We start from the raw sequence: 19,746 nt of genomic DNA on the forward strand, positions 1-19,746 counted from the left end.
GGAACGCGATCGCGCGGGGACGGAGGCAAGCATGAGCGGGCACATCATCGAGTACCACATCGCCGACGTAGGGGATGCCTGGGGCATTTTCCGCGATGGCATGCAGATCGCTGTCCGCACCGATGCGGCGGACGCCATCGCTTTCGCCAACTTCTTCGCCGATCGCGAGACGCTCATGGGCCGACACCGTGTGCACGTATCGGCTGACAAGGTGCTACATCGGACGCTGCGCGACCTGCGCAGAGCCGCCTGAGGGTCAGCGCCCGGTCGCGCCGCCGAGGTTGGTCATGTCCAGGTGCAACAGGCGCAGCCGCGCGATGTGCCGCCCCACCGCCGCACGGTCACCGGATGACGCCTCGAGACGAAGAAACGCCTCAAGCAGGCGATGTTCCATCTGTTCGAGAGTGCGTATCCAGGTCACGTCGGGATCGTGAGACAGCTTTACCGTGGCTTCCATCATCGTCCGACGAACGCCACTCATGGCGCCACCGACCAGCGCAGGCTTACCACCGGTGGCGCTCACCTGACCCTGCAGATCGCCTGCAATGGCGGTCAGGGAGTCGGCGGACTCTTCAAGGATCGCGCGGAGCCCTGGCTCGCGGACGCTACGGGCCGCCTGACGATAGAGATCCCGATCCGCGATGACGCGGCGGATCAGCCCATTCACGACACGGATCGAAGTACGTTCCATGGGGCGGACGTTAGACCCCCGGGACTTAGCGCCCCCTAAATGCGGCCTGTCCTGGTCAGCCAGCGGTCATTCGCCGCTCTCGAGCAGAAGCATCGGGTGCCCGCTCGCATCGCGCAGCCCTGACTGGAGGTCGAGCAACTGGCGGATGGACGGGCACAAGGCCTGTACACGGGGCCTCAGTGCGTTTTCCACGCGGGTCATGACACGCGCCTGCCCGCCGCTGGACACCGACGCGACCCGGTCACGCAGCGCGGCCGCACCCTGAAGATCGCCGTTCATCGCAAGCTGCATCGCTTCGCCTCCCACGTCCTCGGTCAGGATGGGCGTGATATCGGACACGATTTCCTGCGCGTAGGCGCGCATCGCGTCTTCCTGCCAGTCGCGGGTGCTCTGGCTGGCGGCAATACGTCGCTTGATGTCGGCCACCCGAGCGTTCAGGGCGCGATCGAGATCGCCGCTCGCCGCCGCACCCGGAGCAGCCGTCGCCGCCTCGTCGCGTACCGCCTGGGCAGCGATGTCGACCCCATCGCTCGCCAGGGCCTTCGCTTTGGGTAACAACGCACGGACGCTTCGTTCGAACAACGCGACGCGGTCCTGCTCGTCGGGCCTGAGGCTGACGTCACGACCGTCCGTGGACAGCGATCCGTCGTGCATTCGCACGGTGCGCGGTGCGACCTCCGGCCGCTCGAACAGCAGCGCGTCAGGCCGTACGGTCAGATCGTAGCTGCTTGCGATGCGGCAGCTGTGGTCGAGACCCTGGGCTGCGGCACCGCCCGCGAAGCAGAGGGCCAGTACGAATGCGGTCAGGCGAGCGGTCATGAAGGATCCCGGCGAAAGTGACTCGATACCTTTCGCCGGACTAATCCTCGCTGAACCGTTCTCACAGACCGGATGCCAGAAACTGCTGGCGGACCCGCACGCTGCCGAGCGCCCACGCCAGCCAGCCCAGCAGAGGCACCGACGCGGCCTTGAGAATGACGCTCACCAGCATGATGGTGTGCTGCCTGCTTGCGACCGTCACCAGATCCGGCGGCAGGCCCGGCTGACCGAGCACGACGCCGATCTGTTGCCACTGACCGTAGGCGAACCAAGCCGTGTAAGCCGCCCAGACCATAAGCAACAGGGCGACGAGGCGCATCGCATCCCGAGCCCATGCCCGCCAGCGCAGTGTGGACAGCGCGACGACCATGATGCCGAAGGCGGCCAGCGTGTAACCCACCGACCAGGCCAGGGCGATACGGGGACTGGGGCCGCCGGCAACGGCTTCCTCCGTCAGCGCCCCGGCCGCATGCGCGACGACCACGGACGCATAGGCATTGATGACGAAACCCGCCGCGGCGAGCAGCATCACCAGCCATACGACGATGCGCCACGGCGCGAAGGGGCGCGCATTGCGGGATGCCTGGAGCACGCTCAGGCACCCGCCTTCTTGAACTGGTCGAGATCGGACAACACCTGACCGGAGTTCTTCTCCGGGTCGACGTCCTTGTAAACCTTGACGATCTTGCCGGCCGGGTCGATCAGGAAGGTTTCGCGGCGGGCGTACTTCATGCCGAGCTTGTTGTTGAGCACGTCGTACTTCACGGCCGTGGCGCCATCGGCGTCCGACAGGAGCGGGAACGGCACGTGATACTTCTCGGCGAACTCGGCGTGCGACTTGACGTCGTCGAGGCTGATGCCGACCACGTCCGCGCCGGCCTTGTGCAGCTTGGCGATGTCGTCGCGGAAGGTGCAGACCTCGGTGGTGCAACCGGCCGTGAAGTCCTTCGGATAGAAGTACATCACCAGCCACTTGCCCTTATGGGTGTCGAGGGTGTGCCAGTCACCCTTCTGATCCTGCAGGCGGAAATCCGGGGCCTTCTCGCCGGCGACCGGGGTGGCGGCCCAGGCGGCGGCGGTAACTAGGGACAGGGCGATGACGCTGAGGAGGCGGCGCATGGGGGAAACCTCGAAGGGATGGAATAGCGTGAGTGTACTCGCCGGCCTCCCGGGGTGGCCTCACCCCACTCTGCCGGCCATAAAAAAAAAGGGCGCCCGATCGGGCGCCCCTCGAAACTCACCGCGGTCGCGATTACTTGCTGCCGAGACGCTCGATTTCGAACTTGCTCAGATCCACGCCGAGGTTGAAGCCACGGCCGGTGCCGGTGACGGCAAGCGAGACTTCGCCCTTGGTCATGGCGGCGCTCTCGGCGCTCTTCACGACACCCGCGTTGGCGCCGCCCGAAGCGTATTCGCCGTAGATTTCGCTGATGCCCTTGACGTTGGTGAACTCGCCCTTGCCGCCTTCGATGCTGAACTTGCCAGCCGTCAGACCGCCGCCACGGACGTGGATGAGCACGTCGGCGCTCTGGCCGTTGTCGCAACGGACGTGGCCGCGGCCGTCAGCCTTCTTGTAGATGGCGGCCCAGCCGGTGGTGCTGAAGGTCATGTGGCACTTCGTTGCGGCGGTCGACTCGGCCTTCGCCGGCTGCACCGTGAAAGCACCTGCCGCGGCCACTGCGATAATGGCCATACCCGCGATGCGCTTGATCATGTTGATTCTCCGTAAGAGTGAGTGGCAGGGACTGTGTGTGGGCGGATTCTCCACTCACGAATGTGAAGAAACACGGAGTCCCGCCGTGGCCGTTCAGGAAGCTGCAGGCTACGTGGACGGCTGGTGAACCCCTCTCGCCGCGTCGACACGGTCGCTCTACTATCGAATGCGGTCGTCATAAGAGATAAAGAGAGCTGCCATGCCCAAGAACATTCTCGTCGGCTACGACGGCTCGGAAACCGCCCGCCGCGCCTACCTGTTCGCCATCGAACTGGCCGCCTGCGCCCAGGCCAGCGTGCACGTGGTCTCCGTCTGGCAGCTGGACAACGGCGCCGACACGTCGGCTCTCATGATGAGCGACAACGGTAAGGATCGCCTCGATGCCCTGCGGGCCGAAATCGCCGCGCTCCAGTCCGCGCCGGGTATCCAGGTGGAGGTGGGCATGGTTCACGGCAGCCCGGGCGACGCCCTGCTCTCGTACGTGGCTCAGCATGGGGTCGACCATATCGTCATCGGGCACACCGATCGGGGTGCCCTGGCCCGCTGGCTGGTCGGTTCGACCTCGACCGACGTGCTGGCCAAGGCGCATGTTCCCGTGACCGTGGTGCGCTAATCGCCCGGCTTTGTCACAATTCGGCAACGCCCCGGGGGGGCAACACGTCAAGCGATCGAGGAACACCTTAAGTGAGCTACGCCGCCACCTTGCCATGGACGCTCGAACAACTGGACCTCTCGCGCATCGACATCGAGAAGGTCAGGCACAACGAAGACCTGTTCCTCCTGCTGTGCAGCTCGTCGTTCGTCGAAAGCGGTTCCGACCTGTACACGCATAACCTCGTCGATCATTTTGCCGGTGACGACGAGCTGCAGGCCTGGCTTCGCGATCACTGGGAGCACGAGGAAATGCAGCATGGCCGCGCGCTGGCCGCCTACGTTCGCCATGTGTGGCCCGAGTTCGACTGGGACGAAGGGTTCAGGAACTTCTTCGCGCACTACGGTTCCGTCTGCACCGCCGAAGAACTCGAGCCTAACCGCGGCCTCGAACTGGCGGCGCGCTGCGTCGTCGAAACAGGCACCGCCAGCCTCTATCGCGCGCTCAACGACGTCACCGATGAGCCGGTGCTGCGCGAACTGACCAACCACATCAAGAGCGACGAAGTCCGTCATTACAAACACTTCTACCAGCACTTCCGGATCTATCGAAAGCGCGACGGTATCGGTCGTTTCAGCACGCTGCGCGTGCTGGTCAAGCGCCTGAGCGAGATCAAGAACGAGGACAGCGACATCGCGCTGCGCCACGTCTTCAATGTGCGCTATCCGGAGAAAGCGCACGACGACGCGGAATTCCGGCGTGTCACCAGCAAGGCGGAAGGCCTCCTCAAACGGCATATTCCCGCGGAAATGACCGTAAAAATGCTGCTCCGCCCGCTGGACCTTCCCGCGAAGATGAACGCCATGCTCGAATGGCCGCTGACGCGGATCACCGAGAAGCTGTTCCTGCACTGATCATTTTTTCTTCGGCAACGGCGTCCACTTGTCGTTGTCGAAGCCGCCGGTTTCGAAGGTAAGAGTGGTTTCACCACGGGTGATCGTCACGACATCGATCGTGAGCCGCTTCGTCTTCGCAAGATCCTTGAGAAAGGCGGCATCGTTGCGGAACAGCAGTGCGGGTTCTCCCGTCGGCGGGCGGAAGGCCTTGATGGTTTTCGGCTTGCCGTCGAAAGTGGCCTTGAGGTCGCAGTCGCCCTTGCAGACGAAGCCCTTGCCGCCGGTCGCGTAGAGAAACACGCTCTGGCCCCAGGCGGTATGCCGCCGCAGGATCAGGCGCACCGTCTCTTCGCCCGTGGGGCGCGTGGTCTGGATCGTGGCCGTACTCTGCGTGCCGCCCTGCATGGGTGAGGTCTGGTAGAGCCACAACGCGGACAGGCGCGCCTTCTCGCTGGCGGCCTTGAAGTTGGTTTCCAGGTCGGCGAGCGTCTTTTTCACCTCGGCGGCGGCTGGCGTGTCCGGATATTTGTCGACGATCTCATGTCCCAGCTGCACGGCCGGGCCATCGTTGTGCAGCTTCAGCAACTGCTGGTAGGTCTCGAGCTTCTTCGCCGCTTCGTCGGCCTGATTGTTGGCGACGGGCGCCTGCGCGGCCGGCTGATCCTGCGGTGACGAACAGGCGGCGGTGAGCGCGGTAACGGCGATGAGCGTGGCGAGTCTGCGCATGATCTTGCGATTCCGGCATGGAAAGCCGTAGCTTCGCCCTTCGACGGCGCGATTGGCAAGGCGACGCGTAAAATGCGCGCACGCTCCCAAGGAAGTCCTCATGTCGTCCATGCCCCCGGCGCCCGTTTTCCTGCTGCGCCATCGCGCTTTCCTGCAGTTCTGGTTTGCCAGGAACGCGTCGAGCTTCGGCTTCCAGATGATGTCGGTCGCGGTGGGCTGGCAGATCTACGAGATCACCGGGCGCGCCCTGGATCTCGGCCTTATCGGCCTCGTGCAGTTCGTGCCCTCGGTACTGCTGGCGCTGCCGGCAGGGCATGTCGCGGACCAGTTCGACCGGCGGCGGATCGTTACGCTCTGCCAGGCGATCGAATGGCTCGCCATCGCGGCGCTGGCGGTCTTCAGCTTCACCGGCCACCTGAACGAAGCGGGCATTCTCGCGCTGGTCTTCGTGATCGGCGTCGGCAAGGCGTTCGAGTTCCCGGCATTGTCGGCGATGCTGCCGGCCATCGTTCCCGCCCACGTGCTTCCACGGGCGATGGCGTCCACCTCCGCCGCGGGACAGGCCGCGATGATCGCCGGCCCGGCGCTTGGCGGCCTGTTGTATATCGCGGGCCCCGCCGCGGTCTACGGTGTGTCCGCCGTGCTCTACCTCGTCGCGTTCACGCTGATGTCGCGGCTGTCGTACGACCACGCGCCGCCCCGCCGTGAGCCGGCGACCCTGAAAACGCTGTTCGCGGGCGTGCACTTCATCCGTCGTCGGCCGGCGGTGTTCGGCGTGATATCGCTGGATCTGTTCGCGGTGCTGCTGGGTGGCGCTACCGCGTTGCTCCCCATCTTTGCCAAGGACATCCTGCACACCGGCCCCTGGGGCCTGGGCATGCTGCGTGGCGCTCCGGCGGTGGGCGCGCTGCTGATGTCGATCTGGCTGTCACGACACACGCTCGAGCGCCGGGTCGGGCCGATCATGTTCGCCTCGGTGGCCGGATTCGGCATCGCAACGCTGGTCTTCGCTTTGTCCACCTCGCTCTGGCTGTCCATCGTCGCGCTGTTCGCGCTGGGCGCGTTCGACATGGTCAGCATGGTGATCCGCGGCGCGCTGGTACAGCTGGAGACACCCGACGACATGCGCGGCCGCGTCAGCGCCGTCAATGCCATCTTCATCAACACCTCCAACCAGCTGGGCGAATTCGAGTCGGGAATACTCGCCGCGGCACTTGGCGCGGTCAATGCGACCCTTATCGGCGGCATCGGCACGCTGGTCGTGGTCGGGCTCTGGATGTGGTGGTTCCCGTCCCTGCGGCACCGCCAGGGGCTGGTATCCGAGCCGGATCCCGTCGAAGGCGCCAGCGACACGATCTGACACACCCGTTGAAACGTGCTATTAGGGTGGACGTCTATACCGCCAAAAAGGGGACGTCCACCATGAAGCGCCTGCTCGCCGCCACCCTTGTCGCCCTCGCCGCGCCGGCTTTCGCCGCCCATGAGGGCCCAGCCAGTCTCGATGCCGCCCTCGCCCAGGGCAAGCGCGAGCACAAGCCGGTGCTCGTCGATTTTCAGGCGGTATGGTGTTATTCGTGCTACTTCATGGCCAGTCACGTGCTCAACGGCAAGGAGTGGACGGATCTCAACACTAAGGTGATTTTCTACGAGGCCGACGCCGACCAACCGGCCGACAAGGCCTGGATGACGAAGTGGAACGTGCACTTCCTGCCCACCTATGTGGCCATCGGCCCGGACGGCGAGGAACTCGGCCGCATCCTCGCCGAACGTCCCCGCGACACGTTCTATAAAGAGGTCGGCGGACTGCTTTCCGGCGATGCACGCCTGTCGAAGCAGAAGGCGGATGCCGCGAAGGGCTCGCTCGCCTCGGTGGCCGACGTACTCGATACCTACCAGCTGCGCTATCAGGGCACCGAAGGTATGGCGTGGTTCGACACGCTGCCACCGATGGTCCGCAACGTGTCCGACAAGGACAAACGCGTCGCGCTTGCCAAGCAGCGCCTGCTTCTCCTGCAAGCGAAGGAAAAGAAGGACGACGCCGCGATCGCCGCCGCGGCGACGAAGATTCTCGACGGCAATATCGGCTGCGATCGTCCTTACGTGCTGGACGATCTGATCGGTGCCACCGAAACGCGGCATCCCGACTCACGCACGGCCGCACTGAGCCCGCAGAAGGCACCGTACGAGCAGTTCATCGCGACGCAGGTCTTCACCGCGACTCCCGCATGTGCCGATCAGCGAAGCGCCGTGCTGACGGCTGCCGATCTCGATGCGGCGCTTGGCGATCACGAGGGTGAGCAGGCCGTCCTGCGCAAGGCGATCGATCTCAGCCGCGAGAAGCTGCACGGCGACCTCAGGAGCGATCGCAATCTCGCCGACAACCTGCGCGTCTACCTCGTGCGGGCGAAGACGGGCGATGAACTCGACACGCTGGAAAAGCAGCTCATCGCGGCGTATCCGGACGATTATGTGTACAGCTATCGCTATGGACGCCGCCTCGTGGAGAAGGGCGATGCGGCCGGCGGGCTCCCGTATCTGGACGCGGCGGCCACGAAGGCCTATGGCGCGAATCGCTTTACGGTGGCGACGTTCCGGGTAAAGGCACTTCGTGCACTCCATCGCGATGGCGAGGCGAAAAAGGTGGTGGCGGAGACTATCGCGGCGGAAGGCAAGGCGTTTCCGGAGCAGAGCAAGAAGCTGCAGGAGTCGTTGGCCGCTGCCGGCTGAGACGGGGCCGCCGGACACCGGGGCGAGCCGCTGGCGGACCCCGGCTCCACATCGTCACTCAGCTCTGTGACGTCCCGTAGACCACCGAATCCAGGTGCTCCACCTTCGCAATCGTGTCGAGCGAGACCGTCGCCGACCATTCGGGGCGGGCGGGGTCGATCAGCTTGACCACGCCGTTGACGCCTTCGGTGCCGGCTGGGTCCACAAAATTCTGCACCGTCGGCACCACCGCCACGACGCCCTCCATCCGCGAGCCGTCCCGCAGATGCAGCACGACCTTGGCGTTATCCCTCAGATCCCCGATGAGCGCCTGAAGGCGCTCGATGGATCCGGGGCCAGTGTGAATCGTCTCGGCTTCGCGGCTCATGGCATCGCTCCTCGTGAACAAGATCCCAGACGCTACTCTCCGCCCGTCGATGGAATGTCTACGTGGCACGCTGCTAACCTGCGCCTCCCTCCACGCGCGAGTCAGCCATGATCACGGTCCATCACCTGAACAACTCGCGCTCACAGCGCGTCCTGTGGCTGCTGGAGGAACTCGGCCTGCCGTACGAGATCGTCCGCTACGAGCGCGACCCGAAGACGATGCTGGCGCCCAGGTCGCTTCGCGCCATCCACCCGCTGGGTAAATCGCCGGTATTGGTCGACGGCGACATCACCGTGGCGGAGTCGGGCGCCATCATCGAATACCTGGTCGGTCGCTACGGCAACGGACGACTGAAACCACCCGCGGATACCGCCGATGCGCGGCGTTACACCTATTTTCTGCACTACGCGGAAGGCTCGGCCATGCCACCGCTCCTGCTCAAACTGGTGTTCGTCCGCATGGAGAGCGCCCCGGTGCCGTTCTTCGCGAAACCGGTGGCACGAATGATGGCGAAGGGCGGGCAGAAAACGTTCATCGATCCGCAGCTCAAGCTGCATCTGGACTACCTGGAAGGCGAAATCGGCCAGTCGGGCTGGTTCGCCGGTGACGAGTTCACGGCCGCCGACATCCAGATGAGTTTCCCGCTGGAAGCCGCCGCAAGCCGGGGCGGACTGGACGCGTCACGCCCTCGCCTGACCGCTTTCCTGGAAAGGATCCACGCACGTCCGGCCTATCAGGCGGCCCTGAAACGTGGCGGCGATTACGACCTGGCGCCGAAGCCGCCCCGCTGAATCGCCGCTCAATCGCACCCTCGGCTGTTTACACCGTGCTCACGGCGGGGATCGCAAAGTCGATCCCCGTCCGCATCACTTGAGAGGGAGTCACCATGAGCAGAAATCGTGAATTCGCGCGTCAGGTCGAGAGCGCCGTCAACGGTGTATCGGGGCGCGTCCGTCACTACGCCGATGAGGCCCAGAGCTCGGGCAACGATCTGCTCGATCGCACCCGTCGCGTCACCAACAAGTTCGCCAGCCGCAGCACCGGTCGTCGTGCGCGCTACCTGGCTGAGGATTTCGCGGACGAGGCGACCTATCAGTATCGCAAGCTGCGCAAGCAGGTCCGTCGCAACCCGGGCGTCACTATCGGCATCGCCGCGGCCGCTATCGGCACCTTCCTGCTGATCCGCCACGCGCTGCGCGACGACGACTGATCGACGTCGAACTGCCCGACGAAAGGCCGGAATCGCTTCCGGCCTTTTTTGTTACCCGACGTTTTTACTATCTCAAAGATCGGTTTCAGCCATCGATCAAGGTGTCGGCGGCATCGACTCGGCGTGCTGTTCGACAATCTTGTCGACGTGCCAGGTAACGCGCGACGCATCCATCGGCGCGTTCTTCGAATGAACTTCGGTGATCTTCAGCAGGTACTCGTTACCTGGCTTCCAGTCGAGGCCCTCGACCGGCACGTATGTCACCTGCCACGGTTTGCTCGGCTCCTCGCGGTACTGAAGACATTCGGTCTTCATGACGCCGGTGGTGCATGGCACCTTGCTGCCGGCGATATACAGCAGCCGCGATGCCGAGCCCTGCTGGGGCGAGGTAGCGCACGCAGCGAGCATGACGACGGCGACAGTGAGCAAAGGAAGGCGCATGGCAGGAATTCCGCAGTCGGTTGCGTTCATGGATAACAGCCCCGCCATCGACATGACGTGATGCCAAAAAAAGGAAGGGCCGGATCGCTCCGGCCCTTTTTACGCGTCGCACATGACGACTGTCAGACCGTCATCGGGTTCGGCTTATCCATGTCGAGCTTGTATTCCTTGATCGCGCGGCTGACGTCCTTGGCGTTGACCTTGCCTTCCTTCGCCAGCGCAGCCAGGGCGGCCTGGGCGATCCAGTAGCGATCGACCTCGAAGTGGCTGCGCAGGTGCGCACGCGTATCGCTGCGGCCGTAGCCGTCCGTGCCGAGCACCGTGTAACGCATGCCGTCCGGCATGAAGGCGCGGACCTGATCGGCGAACTCACGCACGTAGTCGGTCGCGGCGATCGCCGGACCCTGACGGTCGGCGAGCAGACCGGTGATGTACGGCACGCGCTGCGGCGATTCCGGATGCAGACGGTTCCAGCGCTCGGCGTCGAAACCTTCGCGACGGACTTCCGAGAAGCTCGGCACCGACCAGATGTCGGACGAGACACCGAAGTCCTTCTCGAGCAGTTCGGCGGCCGCGATGACTTCGCGCAGGATCGTGCCCGAACCCATCAGCTGTACGCGCGGCTCGTTCTTCTTCGCCTTGCCGCCGTCCTTGAACAGGTACATGCCCTTGACGATACCTTCCTCGCTGCCCTTCGGCAGATCGGGGTGGGCGTAGTTCTCGTTCATCACGGTGATGTAGTAGTAGACGTCTTCCTGCTCCTGCATCATGCGGCGCGTACCGTCCTGCATGATGACGGCCAGCTCGTAGGAGAAGGTCGGGTCGTACGACACCACGTTCGGGATCGCGCCGGAGAGCAGGTGCGAGTGACCGTCTTCGTGCTGCAGGCCTTCGCCATTGAGCGTGGTGCGGCCCGAGGTACCGCCGATGAGGAAGCCGCGCGCGCGCATGTCGCCGGCGGCCCAGCAGAGGTCGCCGATGCGCTGGAAACCGAACATCGAGTAGTAGATGAAGAACGGCAGCATCGGCACGTTGCTGATGCTGTAGCTGGTGGCCGCGGCCAGCCAGGCGCTCATGCCGCCGGCCTCACTGATGCCTTCCTGCAGCACCTGACCCTTCTGGTCCTCGCGGTAATACAGCAGCTGGTCGGCATCCTGCGGCCGGTACTTCTGACCGAACGGCGCATAGATACCGATCTGGCGGAACATGCCTTCCATACCGAAGGTGCGGGCTTCGTCGGCCACGATAGGGACGATGCGCGGGCCCAGCTCCTTGTCACGCAGCATGAGGTTCATGCCACGCACGAGGGCCATGGTGGTGGAGATCTCGCGATCGCCGGTGCCCTTGGTGATCTGCTCGAACGACTCGATCGTCGGTGCCTTGAACGACTGGTCGGACTTGCGGCGGCGCTGCGGCAGCGAACCGCCGAGCGCGCGACGGCGCTCGAGCATGTACTGCACTTCTTCCGAGTCCTTGCCCGGATGGTAGTACGGCACTTCGTCGAGCTTGTCGTCGGGAATGGGAATGTTGAAGCGGTCGCGGAAGGCGCGGATCGCGTCGGTGTCCATCTTCTTCTGGTTGTGCGCCGGATTCTGCGACTCACCCGCGGCGCCCATGCCGTAGCCCTTCACCGTCTTGGCGAGGACGACGGTCGGCATGCCCCTGGTGTTCACGGCCGCGTGGTAGGCCGCATAGACCTTGTGCGGATCGTGGCCACCGCGGTTCAGGCGCCAGATGTCGTCGTCGGACATGTTGGCGACCAGCGCGGCGGTTTCCGGGTACTTGCCGAAGAATTTCTCGCGCGTGTAGGCGCCACCGAAGGCCTTGCAGGCCTGGTACTCGCCGTCGACGGTTTCCATCATCAGCTGACGCAGCTTGCCCGAGGTGTCGCGGGCGAGAAGCGGATCCCAGTAGCTGCCCCAGGCGACCTTGATGGCGTTCCAGCCGGCGCCACGGAACACGCCTTCCAGTTCCTGGATGATCTTGCCGTTGCCGCGAACCGGGCCGTCGAGGCGCTGCAGGTTGCAGTTGATGACGAAGATCAGGTTGTCGAGGCCCTCGCGGCCGGCCAGCGAGATCGCACCCAGCGACTCCGGCTCGTCCGACTCGCCGTCACCCATGAAGCACCAGATCTTGCGATCGGACTTCGGAATGAGGCCGCGGTGTTCGAGGTATTTCCAGAACTGCGCCTGATAGATCGCCTGGATCGGGCCGAGACCCATCGAGACGGTCGGCACCTGCCAGTAGTCGGGCATGAGCCAGGGATGCGGGTAGGAGGACAGGCCACGGCCCTTGCCTTCCACTTCCATGCGGAACAGGTCGAGCTGTTCTTCGCCGATGCGGCCTTCGAGGAACGAGCGGGCGTAGACACCCGGCGCCGAATGGCCCTGATGGAACACCAGGTCGCCCGGGTGGTCCGCGCTGGGGGCGCGCCAGAAGTGATTGAAGCCGACGTCGTACAGGGTCGCCGAGGAGGCGAAGCTGGAGATGTGGCCGCCGAGGTCGCCCGGCTTGCGGTTGGCGCGAACGACGGTGGCGAGGGCGTTCCAGCGGACCAGCGAGCGGATGCGCCACTCGATGGCGGCGTCGCCCGGGCTGCGCGCTTCCATGTGCGGCGGGATGGTGTTCACGTACTCCGTCGTCGGATCGAACGGCAGGTAGCCGCCCGCGCGACGGGTCGAATCGACCATGCGCTCCAGCAGGTAATGCGCGCGCTCGGTACCGTCATGATTGATGACGGCGTTGAGCGACTCGACCCATTCCCGGGTTTCGGTAGGGTCGAGGTCCTGGTTCAGGATATCGTCGATCTGGTCCATGGATGCTCCGCTCGCGCTGGCCGCGCGCTCATGGGGTCTGAAGAAGCCCGCGGGTGGCGGGAAAACCTTCACATGATACCGCAACGTATTCGCATACGCGGCGGTATGGGGATTTGCCTCGTGATAAACCCGGCAATCAGTCGTTTACGACCGTCCTGGGCTTACCCGCACGGATCTGCGCCTCGACGCAGGCCACGGAGGTCATGTTGACCACACGGCGGACCGTCGCCTGGGGCGTCAGGATGTGCGCCGGCTTGGCCACGCCCATGAGAATCGGGCCGATGACGACGCCGTCGCACAGGGTGCGGACCATGTTGTAGGCCGTGTTGGCGGCATCCAGGTTCGGGAAGACGAAGACGTTGGCCTTACCTTCGAGCCGCGAGTTCGGGAAGATCCGCTCGCGCAGTTCGGGGTTGAGCGCCACGTCCGCCTGCATCTCACCCTCGACTTCCAGCTTGGGGACGCTCTTGCGGATCAGGCTGAGCGCCTCGCGCATCTTGCGCGAGTTGCGGGTCTCGCGGCTCCCGAAGTTGGAACTGGACAGCAGGGCGATCTTGGGCTGGATACCGAACAGCTTCAGACGGATGGAGGCCTGCAGCGTGGCCTCGGCGATCTGCTCGGCACTGGGATCTTCCTGCACGTAGGTGTCGAGGAAGAAGAACGTGCCTTTCTCCGTCGCCACCGCGGCCATGGCCGAGGCCTCCGAGACGCCCTCGTCCAGGCCGATGATGTCGGCGATGTATTCGAGCTTGCTCTGGTAGGTGCCGACCAGACCGCAGATCATCGCGTCGGCCTCGCCACGCTCGACCATCAGCGCCGCGATGACCGTCGGACGGGAACGCACCACCGCCTTGGCCGACGCGGGAGTGACCCCGCGGCGCTCCATGATCGAGTGGTACAGACGCCAGTAGTCTTCGAAACGCGGATCCGAATGGATGTTGCACATCTCGAAGTCGATGCCGGGTTTCAGACGCAGGCCCGCGCGCGCGATACGCTTTTCGATGACGTCGGGGCGACCGACCAGGATCGGCTTGGCCAGGCCTTCGTCCACCACCGTCTGCACGGCGCGCAGCGTCGTTTCTTCTTCGCCTTCAGCGTAGACGACGCGCTTGGGATCGGCCTTCGCCCGCTCGAACACCGGCTTCATCAGCAGGCCGGTACGGAAGACGAAGCTGGTCAGCGTTTCGATGTACGCCGGGAAGTCTTCGATGGGACGCTCGGCCACGCCGGAATCCATCGCCGCCCTGGCGATCGCCGGCGGCAGCTGAATCAGCAGGCGCGGATCGAACGGCTGCGGAATCAGGTATTCGGGACCGAAACTCGGCGGCTTGCCACCGTAAGCGCGTGCACTCACATCGGACGCTTCGCGACGTGCGAGCTCAGCGATGGCCTTGACGCAGGCCACCTTCATCGGCTCGTTGATGACGGAGGCACCGACGTCGAGCGCGCCGCGGAACAGGTAGGGGAAGCACAGCGCGTTGTTGACCTGGTTCGGATAATCCGAGCGGCCCGTCGCCATGATGCAGTCGGGACGCACGGCCTTGGCGTCTTCCGGCAGGATTTCCGGATTCGGATTGGCCAGCGCGAAGATGATGGGGCGGTCGGCCATCGTGGCGACCATTTCCGGCTTGAGAATACCGCCGGCGGAAAGACCCAGAAAAATATCCGCGCCTTCGACGATCTCGGCCAGCGTGCGCTTGTCCGTGTCACGCGCGTAACGCTGCTTGTCCGGATCCAGATCGGTGCGACCGCTGTGCAGCACCCCGTCGCGATCGAAGGCGAGGATGTTTTCGCGCTTGAGGCCCAGCGTCACCAGCATGTCGACGCAGGAAATGCCCGCGGCGCCCATGCCGGTGGTGGCGAGCTTCACGTCTTCGATCTTCTTGCCCGTGACCAGCAGCGCATTGATGACCGCCGCGCCGACGATGATCGCGGTGCCGTGCTGGTCGTCGTGGAACACGGGAATCTTCATCCGCTCGCGCAGCTTGCGCTCGACGATGAAGCACTCCGGTGCCTTGATGTCCTCGAGGTTGATGCCACCGAACGTCGGCTCGAGACTGGCGATGATATCGACCAGCTTGTCCGGATCGGTCTCGTCGATCTCGATGTCGAACACGTCGATCCCGGCGAACTTCTGGAACAGCACGCCCTTGCCTTCCATCACCGGCTTGCTGGCCAGCGCACCGATATTGCCCAGACCGAGCACCGCCGTGCCGTTGGTGATCACCGCCACCAGGTTGGAGCGCGCGGTGAGCTCGGCGGCGGAGGTCGGATTCGCGACGATTTCATCGCAGGCGGCGGCGACACCCGGGGAGTACGCGAGCGAGAGATCTCGCTGCGTGAGCAGTGACGTCGTCGGCGTGACCTTGATCTTGCCGGGGCGCGGAAGACGGTGATATTCGAGAGCGGCTTGCCTCAGTTCCTCGGAGATGGCCATGGAGTCCTGTGGGAGCTTAGGTGGGAAAGTAGCCCGCGATGTTAGCACCGCGACCGCGGTTCTCCCGCGCCGCGGTGTGTTGCATTGCGACATCCAGTGATATGAAAAACCTACATTTCTGCCTTGCGGAATCCGGCAGAACCGGGGCGCCCCGCTGCCTAACGTGGTCGGCCCTTCCCGTCTCCCGGCCGTCCTCATGCGTTTTATCGCTCCCTCGGTTCTCGCGCTTCTTCTCGCCCCGGGCTGGGCCTTCGCTGCCACGGTCACCGTCGACGAAACGGCCCTCCGTCAGCGGCTTCTTCGGCTCCCGCTGGCACCGCGCCCCGGCACCGATGTCGTCTTCCCACTGGCGGACGGTCGCGCGCGCGTCTTTCATGTCCGCGATTCCGGCACGTTGCCGCGCGGGCTGGTGAAGCGATTTCCCGGCCTTCGCAGCTTCCGTGGCGAGGATGACGAAGGCCGCACGCTTCGTCTCGACCTCTCCCCGCGCGGTATCCGGGCGAGCGTCCGGTCGGGCAGTACGGAGTGGCTCATCCGCCCCGGCGACACGTGGAAGAGGGAGCCGGAAGACTTCCTTGCCCTCGGCAACGCGAGTACGCCAGTCACCAAAACGGGTGGCGCCGCCCAGACGCGGCAGGCACCCACCGAGGCGGTCACGCCCCTGAAACGTCGGCGGAGCGCGCGCCAGGGAGGCATCGTGCGCTACGACTTCCGGCTCGCCGTCGCCGCGAGCAGCCGTTACGTCGCCAGGAACGGCGGTACCGTCGCCAGCGCGCTCGCGGAGATCGTCCATCTGGTCAACCGCGCCAACGAAGTGCTCGAAACCGACCTGGGTGTTCATCTCACCCTGGTGGATCGCAACCATCGCATCGTCGTCGCAAACGCGCGTGGCGACCTGTTCGAAACGCATGAACCCGGCCCGGCGGCCGTCACGTTGATCGACCGGGAAATCGGGTCGCGTCACTACGACATCGGCCATGCCTTCAGCACGTTCGAGGGCGGCGACAGTCATGTCGGCACATCGTGCAGCGACGCACGCGATGCGGACTTCTTCGCCACGCACAAGGCCGCCGCGTGGAGCGGGCATGCGGACCCGGCCGGGTCATCGCATGCCTTCGGTTATTTCATGCACGTCCTCGGACGCCAGCTCGGCGCATGGCCGACCGCCGATGCGTGCCGACGCGCCACACTCGACGACAGCGCCGTGGAACCGGGTGGCGGCAGCACGATCATGGGCTACGCCACGTCGGGCTGCGGCACGGAAGACCACTGGCTCCAGCCGCGCCCGGGCCTGTACTTTCACGCACGAAGCATCGAGCAGATCCAGGCGTGGCTCGGATCGCGCGGCGGGCGTTGCGCCGGGCGACGCCTGACATCCGCCGTCGCACCCTGGATCGATCCCGTGCCGCTGGCCGAAACCACCGTGATTCCGGCGCGTACGCCGTTTACCCTCGACGCCGCCGTGGAAGCGGCATCCCCCGGCGATCGCCTGACCTATACCTGGGAGCAGATGGATGCGGGGACAGGGCAGCGGGGGCCGCTCGTCGACGACGGGAAGGGGCCCTTGTTTCGCTCCTTCGCCCCGTCATCGACGCCGCAACGCACCTTCCCTCGTCTTCCGGTGCTGCTCGGTGACGAGCGGGCGAGTCCGGGAGAAACCTTGCCAACCACATCGCGCGACCTGCATTTCCGCCTGACGGTGCGTGACAACGCCGGCGCGACGGCCACGCTCGCCAGCGCGGACAGGCGGGTGCGGGTCGTGGACACGGGGCGCGCTTTTGCGATGGCGGCACCGGCCGCCGGGATCGTTGCCGTCGCCGGTGGCGCGCTCGACATCCGCTGGGACGTGGCGGGCACCACGGACAAGCCGATTTCCTGTCACTTCCTGCATGTCGACCTCTCGGTGGATGCCGGCTCGCACTGGCTTGAAACGCCGCTGGCCACGGACGTGCCGAATAACGGCTCGGCGACAGTGCGGCTTCCCACGGAAGTGACGAGCGATGTCGCCCGTCTTCGTCTTCGTTGCGACTGGCGACCTTTTTTCGCGGTATCGCCAGGCCCTTTTGTGATCCGCGCGCCGTGACGCGAAGGCCATCGCTTAGCGGTCTATCGGGATTCCCTTACAGATGTTGACCACGCACGTGTGGCGTCATGGAGCATCCACCCACATCGCATCTCGACGCGTCCCCACGCGAAAAGGAATTCCATGTCCCTGTACTCCCCTCCCCGACGCCTCGTACTCTTCACGGCCGTCACTGCGCTGCTATCCGGCCTCCCGGTCGCCTATGCCACTCCTCAGGCGCTCTGGTCGGACGTGACGCGTGCTGGCGCAAGTGCCCGGTCAGCGGCGACGACCAGCTCTCCCGTTCATCAGCGACGTGTCGCACTGCGCGCCGACGGTCTGGCCGCCTTCGGGCAAGCGCGGGCGGTCGGGCGCAGCAGCCAGACCGCGCAGACCATCGAGCTTCCTTTGCCCGTTAGCGGCGCCACTCGCTTCACCCTCGAGGACTCGGGCGTACTGCCCCCCGGACTGGCCGCGCGCTTTCCCGGGCTGCGCAGCATGATCGGTCGCGATGCCGAAGGGCGCACCGCGCGTATCGACATCGATGCGGCCGGCGCGGTGCATGCTCGTGTGACCGATCGCGCCGGCGACTGGATCGTTCAGCCCGAAACGCCGGTAAAACGCGCCCCCGGGGCTCGCTCGCGACATTCCCCGGCCATCCACGTCGTATTCCGGCGAGCGGATGCACCCGCAGGTCCCGCTTTGCGCGAGACAACGCCGCACGGCGGCGGCCTTCCCACCGCCGCGCCGGGAACGCGGGCAGGCAAGGCACGCACCGGCAGCGGCCAGCTCCTGCGAACGTTTCGCATCGCCATGAGCGCCAGCAGCGACTACGTCGCGAAGATGGGCGGCACTGTCGAGGATGGCCTGGCCGGCGTGGCGAAGGTCGTCAACCGGCTGAACGCGATCTACGAGAACGACCTGGGCGTGCATTTCCAGCTGGCGGAGAACAACGACCGACTCATCTTCGCGGATAAGGACACGGACCCTTTCAAAGGTCTCGGGGACGACGACCAGCTCGTCCTGCGCAACGCCGCCGTCGCCGCGCAGACACTGGGCCGCGAGAACTATGACGTCGGCCATCTCGTGCATGCTGTCGCTTCCGGCACCGCGGGACTGGCGGGACGCATCGGCAACACATGTCTTAACGCAACACGCACGATCGACATACGGCCGGGAACGAAAGTCACCGATCAGGACTACGAAGACGGTGGCGCGGATAAGGCGGCAGGCATGACGGGCAGCGCCGATCCCTTCGGTGACACGTTCCATGTGGATTACGTCGCCCATGAACTGGGCCACCAGTTCGGCGGACAACACACCTTCAACATCGCCGACTCCGGGTCGGATCAGCGCGAGCCCGATGCAGCGGTAGAGCCCGGCGGCGGCTCCACGATCATGGGCTACGCCGGCATCACGTCCGCCAACCTGCAGACGCGCTCGGACGATTACTTCCACGGCCGCAGCATCGGAGAGATCCGCGCGTGGCTGGATTCCGAAGGCGGATCGTGCGCCGCCACCCGCGTCAACCCGATCCGCACCCCGATGGTCGACACCAGCTACCCGTCCTATGTGGCGGTCCCCGCGCGGACACCGTTCGAACTGGCGGGGGCACTGAGCTACGTGCATGCTGGTGCCACACCTACGTACACGTTCGAGCAGATCGACCGCGGCCGCGCTCAGACCACGGCCGAACTCACGGATACCGGCAACGGACCGCTGTTCCGGTCGCGACGCCCCACTGCCAGCGGAAGCCAGACCTTCCCGGCGACCGGGGTGCTGCTTGGCAAGGAGCCGATCGGTCGCGGCGACACCTTCCCCATGCGCGATCGCACGCTGAACTTCCGGCTCACCGCACGCGACAACCTCGACCAGCTGGCGCACGTCGTCAGCCGCGATATCACGGTCGACGTCGTCGACACGGGCGCCGCATTCGAGGTCGTCGCTCCCCGGAAAAGCGCAACGCTCAGCCGCGGCAAGGCGATCGCCGTGAAATGGCGCGTCGCCGGCACCGACAAGCCCCCGCTTTCCTGCACGAGTGTGGACGTCAGGCTATCCGTGGACGGCGGCGAAAGCTGGCTCGAAGAGAACCTGCTCACCCGTGTGAGGAACAACGGAACGGCGCGCTTCACCATCCCCGGGACCGTCGCGCCAACGATGCGCGGTCGACTGTCGGTTGCCTGTAGCGACACGAGCACGCCCTTCTTCGCCCTGTCGCCCGGCGACTTCCGTATCCGTTGATCGACGC

General features: G+C 65.2%; 19 protein-coding genes. 9 read left to right on the forward strand and 10 right to left on the reverse strand.

All coding sequences use genetic code 11. From position 1 onward, the window contains the following. Positions 1–31 precede the first annotated feature (31 nt). A complete protein-coding gene (locus tag FA85_RS07960; protein WP_036109937.1) occupies positions 32–253 on the forward strand; it encodes a hypothetical protein in 222 nt (73 codons plus the stop codon). A 3-nt stretch (positions 254–256) separates the two neighbouring features. On the opposite strand, the gene FA85_RS07965 is transcribed toward FA85_RS07960, so the two are convergent. The 5 genes from FA85_RS07965 to FA85_RS07985 form a co-directional block, all read right to left on the reverse strand. Next, positions 257–691: a PA2169 family four-helix-bundle protein gene (locus FA85_RS07965; RefSeq protein WP_036109934.1), complete on the reverse strand. Its 435-nt coding sequence runs from the start codon at positions 689–691 to the stop codon at positions 257–259. A gap of 66 nt (positions 692–757) precedes the next feature. After that, complete coding sequence (locus FA85_RS07970; RefSeq protein ID WP_036109932.1) at positions 758–1,510, reverse strand: DUF2884 family protein; 753 nt, start codon at positions 1,508–1,510, stop codon at positions 758–760. A 61-nt stretch (positions 1,511–1,571) separates the two neighbouring features. After that, positions 1,572–2,102 (reverse strand): hypothetical protein, encoded by a 531-nt coding sequence (locus tag FA85_RS07975; RefSeq protein WP_036109929.1) that lies wholly within the window; start codon positions 2,100–2,102, stop codon positions 1,572–1,574. 2 nt (positions 2,103–2,104) lie between these two features. Next, positions 2,105–2,629: a peroxiredoxin gene (locus FA85_RS07980; protein ID WP_036109926.1), complete on the reverse strand. Its 525-nt coding sequence runs from the start codon at positions 2,627–2,629 to the stop codon at positions 2,105–2,107. A 133-nt stretch (positions 2,630–2,762) separates the two neighbouring features. After that, a complete protein-coding gene (locus FA85_RS07985; RefSeq protein WP_036109922.1) occupies positions 2,763–3,224 on the reverse strand; it encodes a hypothetical protein in 462 nt (153 codons plus the stop codon). Positions 3,225–3,423: 199 nt separating this feature from the next. Here FA85_RS07985 and FA85_RS07990 point away from each other — a divergent pair, with 199 nt between their 5' ends. Continuing rightward, positions 3,424–3,837: a universal stress protein gene (locus FA85_RS07990; RefSeq protein ID WP_036109918.1), complete on the forward strand. Its 414-nt coding sequence runs from the start codon at positions 3,424–3,426 to the stop codon at positions 3,835–3,837. Positions 3,838–3,908: 71 nt separating this feature from the next. Beyond that, positions 3,909–4,730: a ferritin-like domain-containing protein gene (locus FA85_RS07995; RefSeq protein ID WP_036109915.1), complete on the forward strand. Its 822-nt coding sequence runs from the start codon at positions 3,909–3,911 to the stop codon at positions 4,728–4,730. Here the strand turns inward: FA85_RS07995 and FA85_RS08000 are convergent, their stop codons facing one another. Further along, entirely contained in the window at positions 4,731–5,438 is a 708-nt protein-coding gene (locus tag FA85_RS08000; protein ID WP_036109912.1) for a hypothetical protein, read from the reverse strand. A 100-nt stretch (positions 5,439–5,538) separates the two neighbouring features. Here FA85_RS08000 and FA85_RS08005 point away from each other — a divergent pair, with 100 nt between their 5' ends. Then, positions 5,539–6,798, forward strand: coding sequence for an MFS transporter (locus FA85_RS08005; protein ID WP_036109910.1), 1,260 nt, complete (start codon positions 5,539–5,541; stop codon positions 6,796–6,798). A gap of 62 nt (positions 6,799–6,860) precedes the next feature. Beyond that, a complete protein-coding gene (locus tag FA85_RS08010; RefSeq protein ID WP_036109907.1) occupies positions 6,861–8,165 on the forward strand; it encodes a thioredoxin fold domain-containing protein in 1,305 nt (434 codons plus the stop codon). Positions 8,166–8,223: 58 nt separating this feature from the next. Here the strand turns inward: FA85_RS08010 and FA85_RS08015 are convergent, their stop codons facing one another. After that, positions 8,224–8,532: a DUF3247 family protein gene (locus tag FA85_RS08015; RefSeq protein WP_036109904.1), complete on the reverse strand. Its 309-nt coding sequence runs from the start codon at positions 8,530–8,532 to the stop codon at positions 8,224–8,226. 107 nt (positions 8,533–8,639) lie between these two features. On the opposite strand from FA85_RS08015, the gene FA85_RS08020 reads away from it, so the two are divergent. Both FA85_RS08020 and FA85_RS08025 read left to right on the forward strand, forming a co-directional pair. Then, a complete protein-coding gene (locus FA85_RS08020; protein WP_036109899.1) occupies positions 8,640–9,323 on the forward strand; it encodes a glutathione S-transferase in 684 nt (227 codons plus the stop codon). A gap of 95 nt (positions 9,324–9,418) precedes the next feature. Next, entirely contained in the window at positions 9,419–9,742 is a 324-nt protein-coding gene (locus tag FA85_RS08025) for a hypothetical protein (RefSeq protein ID WP_036109896.1), read from the forward strand. Positions 9,743–9,838: 96 nt separating this feature from the next. On the opposite strand, the gene FA85_RS08030 is transcribed toward FA85_RS08025, so the two are convergent. The 3 genes from FA85_RS08030 to FA85_RS08040 all read right to left on the reverse strand — a co-directional run bounded on the left by FA85_RS08030 (position 9,839) and on the right by FA85_RS08040 (position 15,436). Continuing rightward, on the reverse strand, positions 9,839–10,183 hold the full coding sequence (locus tag FA85_RS08030; protein ID WP_051943245.1) for a DUF4377 domain-containing protein: 345 nt from the start codon (positions 10,181–10,183) through the stop codon (positions 9,839–9,841). Between the two features lie 122 nt (positions 10,184–10,305). Continuing rightward, positions 10,306–12,999, reverse strand: coding sequence for a pyruvate dehydrogenase (acetyl-transferring), homodimeric type (gene aceE / locus FA85_RS08035; protein WP_036109892.1), 2,694 nt, complete (start codon positions 12,997–12,999; stop codon positions 10,306–10,308). A gap of 136 nt (positions 13,000–13,135) precedes the next feature. Then, entirely contained in the window at positions 13,136–15,436 is a 2,301-nt protein-coding gene (locus tag FA85_RS08040; RefSeq protein ID WP_036109889.1) for an NADP-dependent malic enzyme, read from the reverse strand. Positions 15,437–15,632: 196 nt separating this feature from the next. Here FA85_RS08040 and FA85_RS08045 point away from each other — a divergent pair, with 196 nt between their 5' ends. Both FA85_RS08045 and FA85_RS08050 read left to right on the forward strand, forming a co-directional pair. Then, a complete protein-coding gene (locus FA85_RS08045; RefSeq protein ID WP_036109886.1) occupies positions 15,633–17,519 on the forward strand; it encodes a reprolysin-like metallopeptidase in 1,887 nt (628 codons plus the stop codon). A gap of 123 nt (positions 17,520–17,642) precedes the next feature. Further along, positions 17,643–19,739 (forward strand): reprolysin-like metallopeptidase, encoded by a 2,097-nt coding sequence (locus FA85_RS08050; RefSeq protein ID WP_036109883.1) that lies wholly within the window; start codon positions 17,643–17,645, stop codon positions 19,737–19,739. Positions 19,740–19,746 lie beyond the last annotated feature (7 nt).

It is taken from the genome of Luteibacter mycovicinus (genome assembly GCF_000745235.1).
GTDB lineage: Bacteria > Pseudomonadota > Gammaproteobacteria > Xanthomonadales > Rhodanobacteraceae > Luteibacter > Luteibacter mycovicinus.

Coding starts and splice junctions, on each gene's coding strand:
- FA85_RS08015 (WP_036109904.1), bottom strand. CDS start 8,532: ATGAGCCGCGAAGCCGAGACGATTCACACTGGCCCCGGATCCATCGAG.
- FA85_RS08025 (WP_036109896.1), top strand. CDS start 9,419: ATGAGCAGAAATCGTGAATTCGCGCGTCAGGTCGAGAGCGCCGTCAAC.
- FA85_RS07960 (WP_036109937.1), top strand. CDS start 32: ATGAGCGGGCACATCATCGAGTACCACATCGCCGACGTAGGGGATGCC.
- FA85_RS07970 (WP_036109932.1), bottom strand. CDS start 1,510: ATGACCGCTCGCCTGACCGCATTCGTACTGGCCCTCTGCTTCGCGGGC.
- FA85_RS07980 (WP_036109926.1), bottom strand. CDS start 2,629: ATGCGCCGCCTCCTCAGCGTCATCGCCCTGTCCCTAGTTACCGCCGCC.
- FA85_RS08005 (WP_036109910.1), top strand. CDS start 5,539: ATGTCGTCCATGCCCCCGGCGCCCGTTTTCCTGCTGCGCCATCGCGCT.
- FA85_RS08040 (WP_036109889.1), bottom strand. CDS start 15,436: ATGGCCATCTCCGAGGAACTGAGGCAAGCCGCTCTCGAATATCACCGT.
- aceE (WP_036109892.1), bottom strand. CDS start 12,999: ATGGACCAGATCGACGATATCCTGAACCAGGACCTCGACCCTACCGAA.
- FA85_RS08030 (WP_051943245.1), bottom strand. CDS start 10,183: ATGCGCCTTCCTTTGCTCACTGTCGCCGTCGTCATGCTCGCTGCGTGC.
- FA85_RS07965 (WP_036109934.1), bottom strand. CDS start 691: ATGGAACGTACTTCGATCCGTGTCGTGAATGGGCTGATCCGCCGCGTC.
- FA85_RS07990 (WP_036109918.1), top strand. CDS start 3,424: ATGCCCAAGAACATTCTCGTCGGCTACGACGGCTCGGAAACCGCCCGC.
- FA85_RS08000 (WP_036109912.1), bottom strand. CDS start 5,438: ATGCGCAGACTCGCCACGCTCATCGCCGTTACCGCGCTCACCGCCGCC.
- FA85_RS08050 (WP_036109883.1), top strand. CDS start 17,643: ATGTCCCTGTACTCCCCTCCCCGACGCCTCGTACTCTTCACGGCCGTC.
- FA85_RS08020 (WP_036109899.1), top strand. CDS start 8,640: ATGATCACGGTCCATCACCTGAACAACTCGCGCTCACAGCGCGTCCTG.
- FA85_RS07985 (WP_036109922.1), bottom strand. CDS start 3,224: ATGATCAAGCGCATCGCGGGTATGGCCATTATCGCAGTGGCCGCGGCA.
- FA85_RS08010 (WP_036109907.1), top strand. CDS start 6,861: ATGAAGCGCCTGCTCGCCGCCACCCTTGTCGCCCTCGCCGCGCCGGCT.
- FA85_RS08045 (WP_036109886.1), top strand. CDS start 15,633: ATGCGTTTTATCGCTCCCTCGGTTCTCGCGCTTCTTCTCGCCCCGGGC.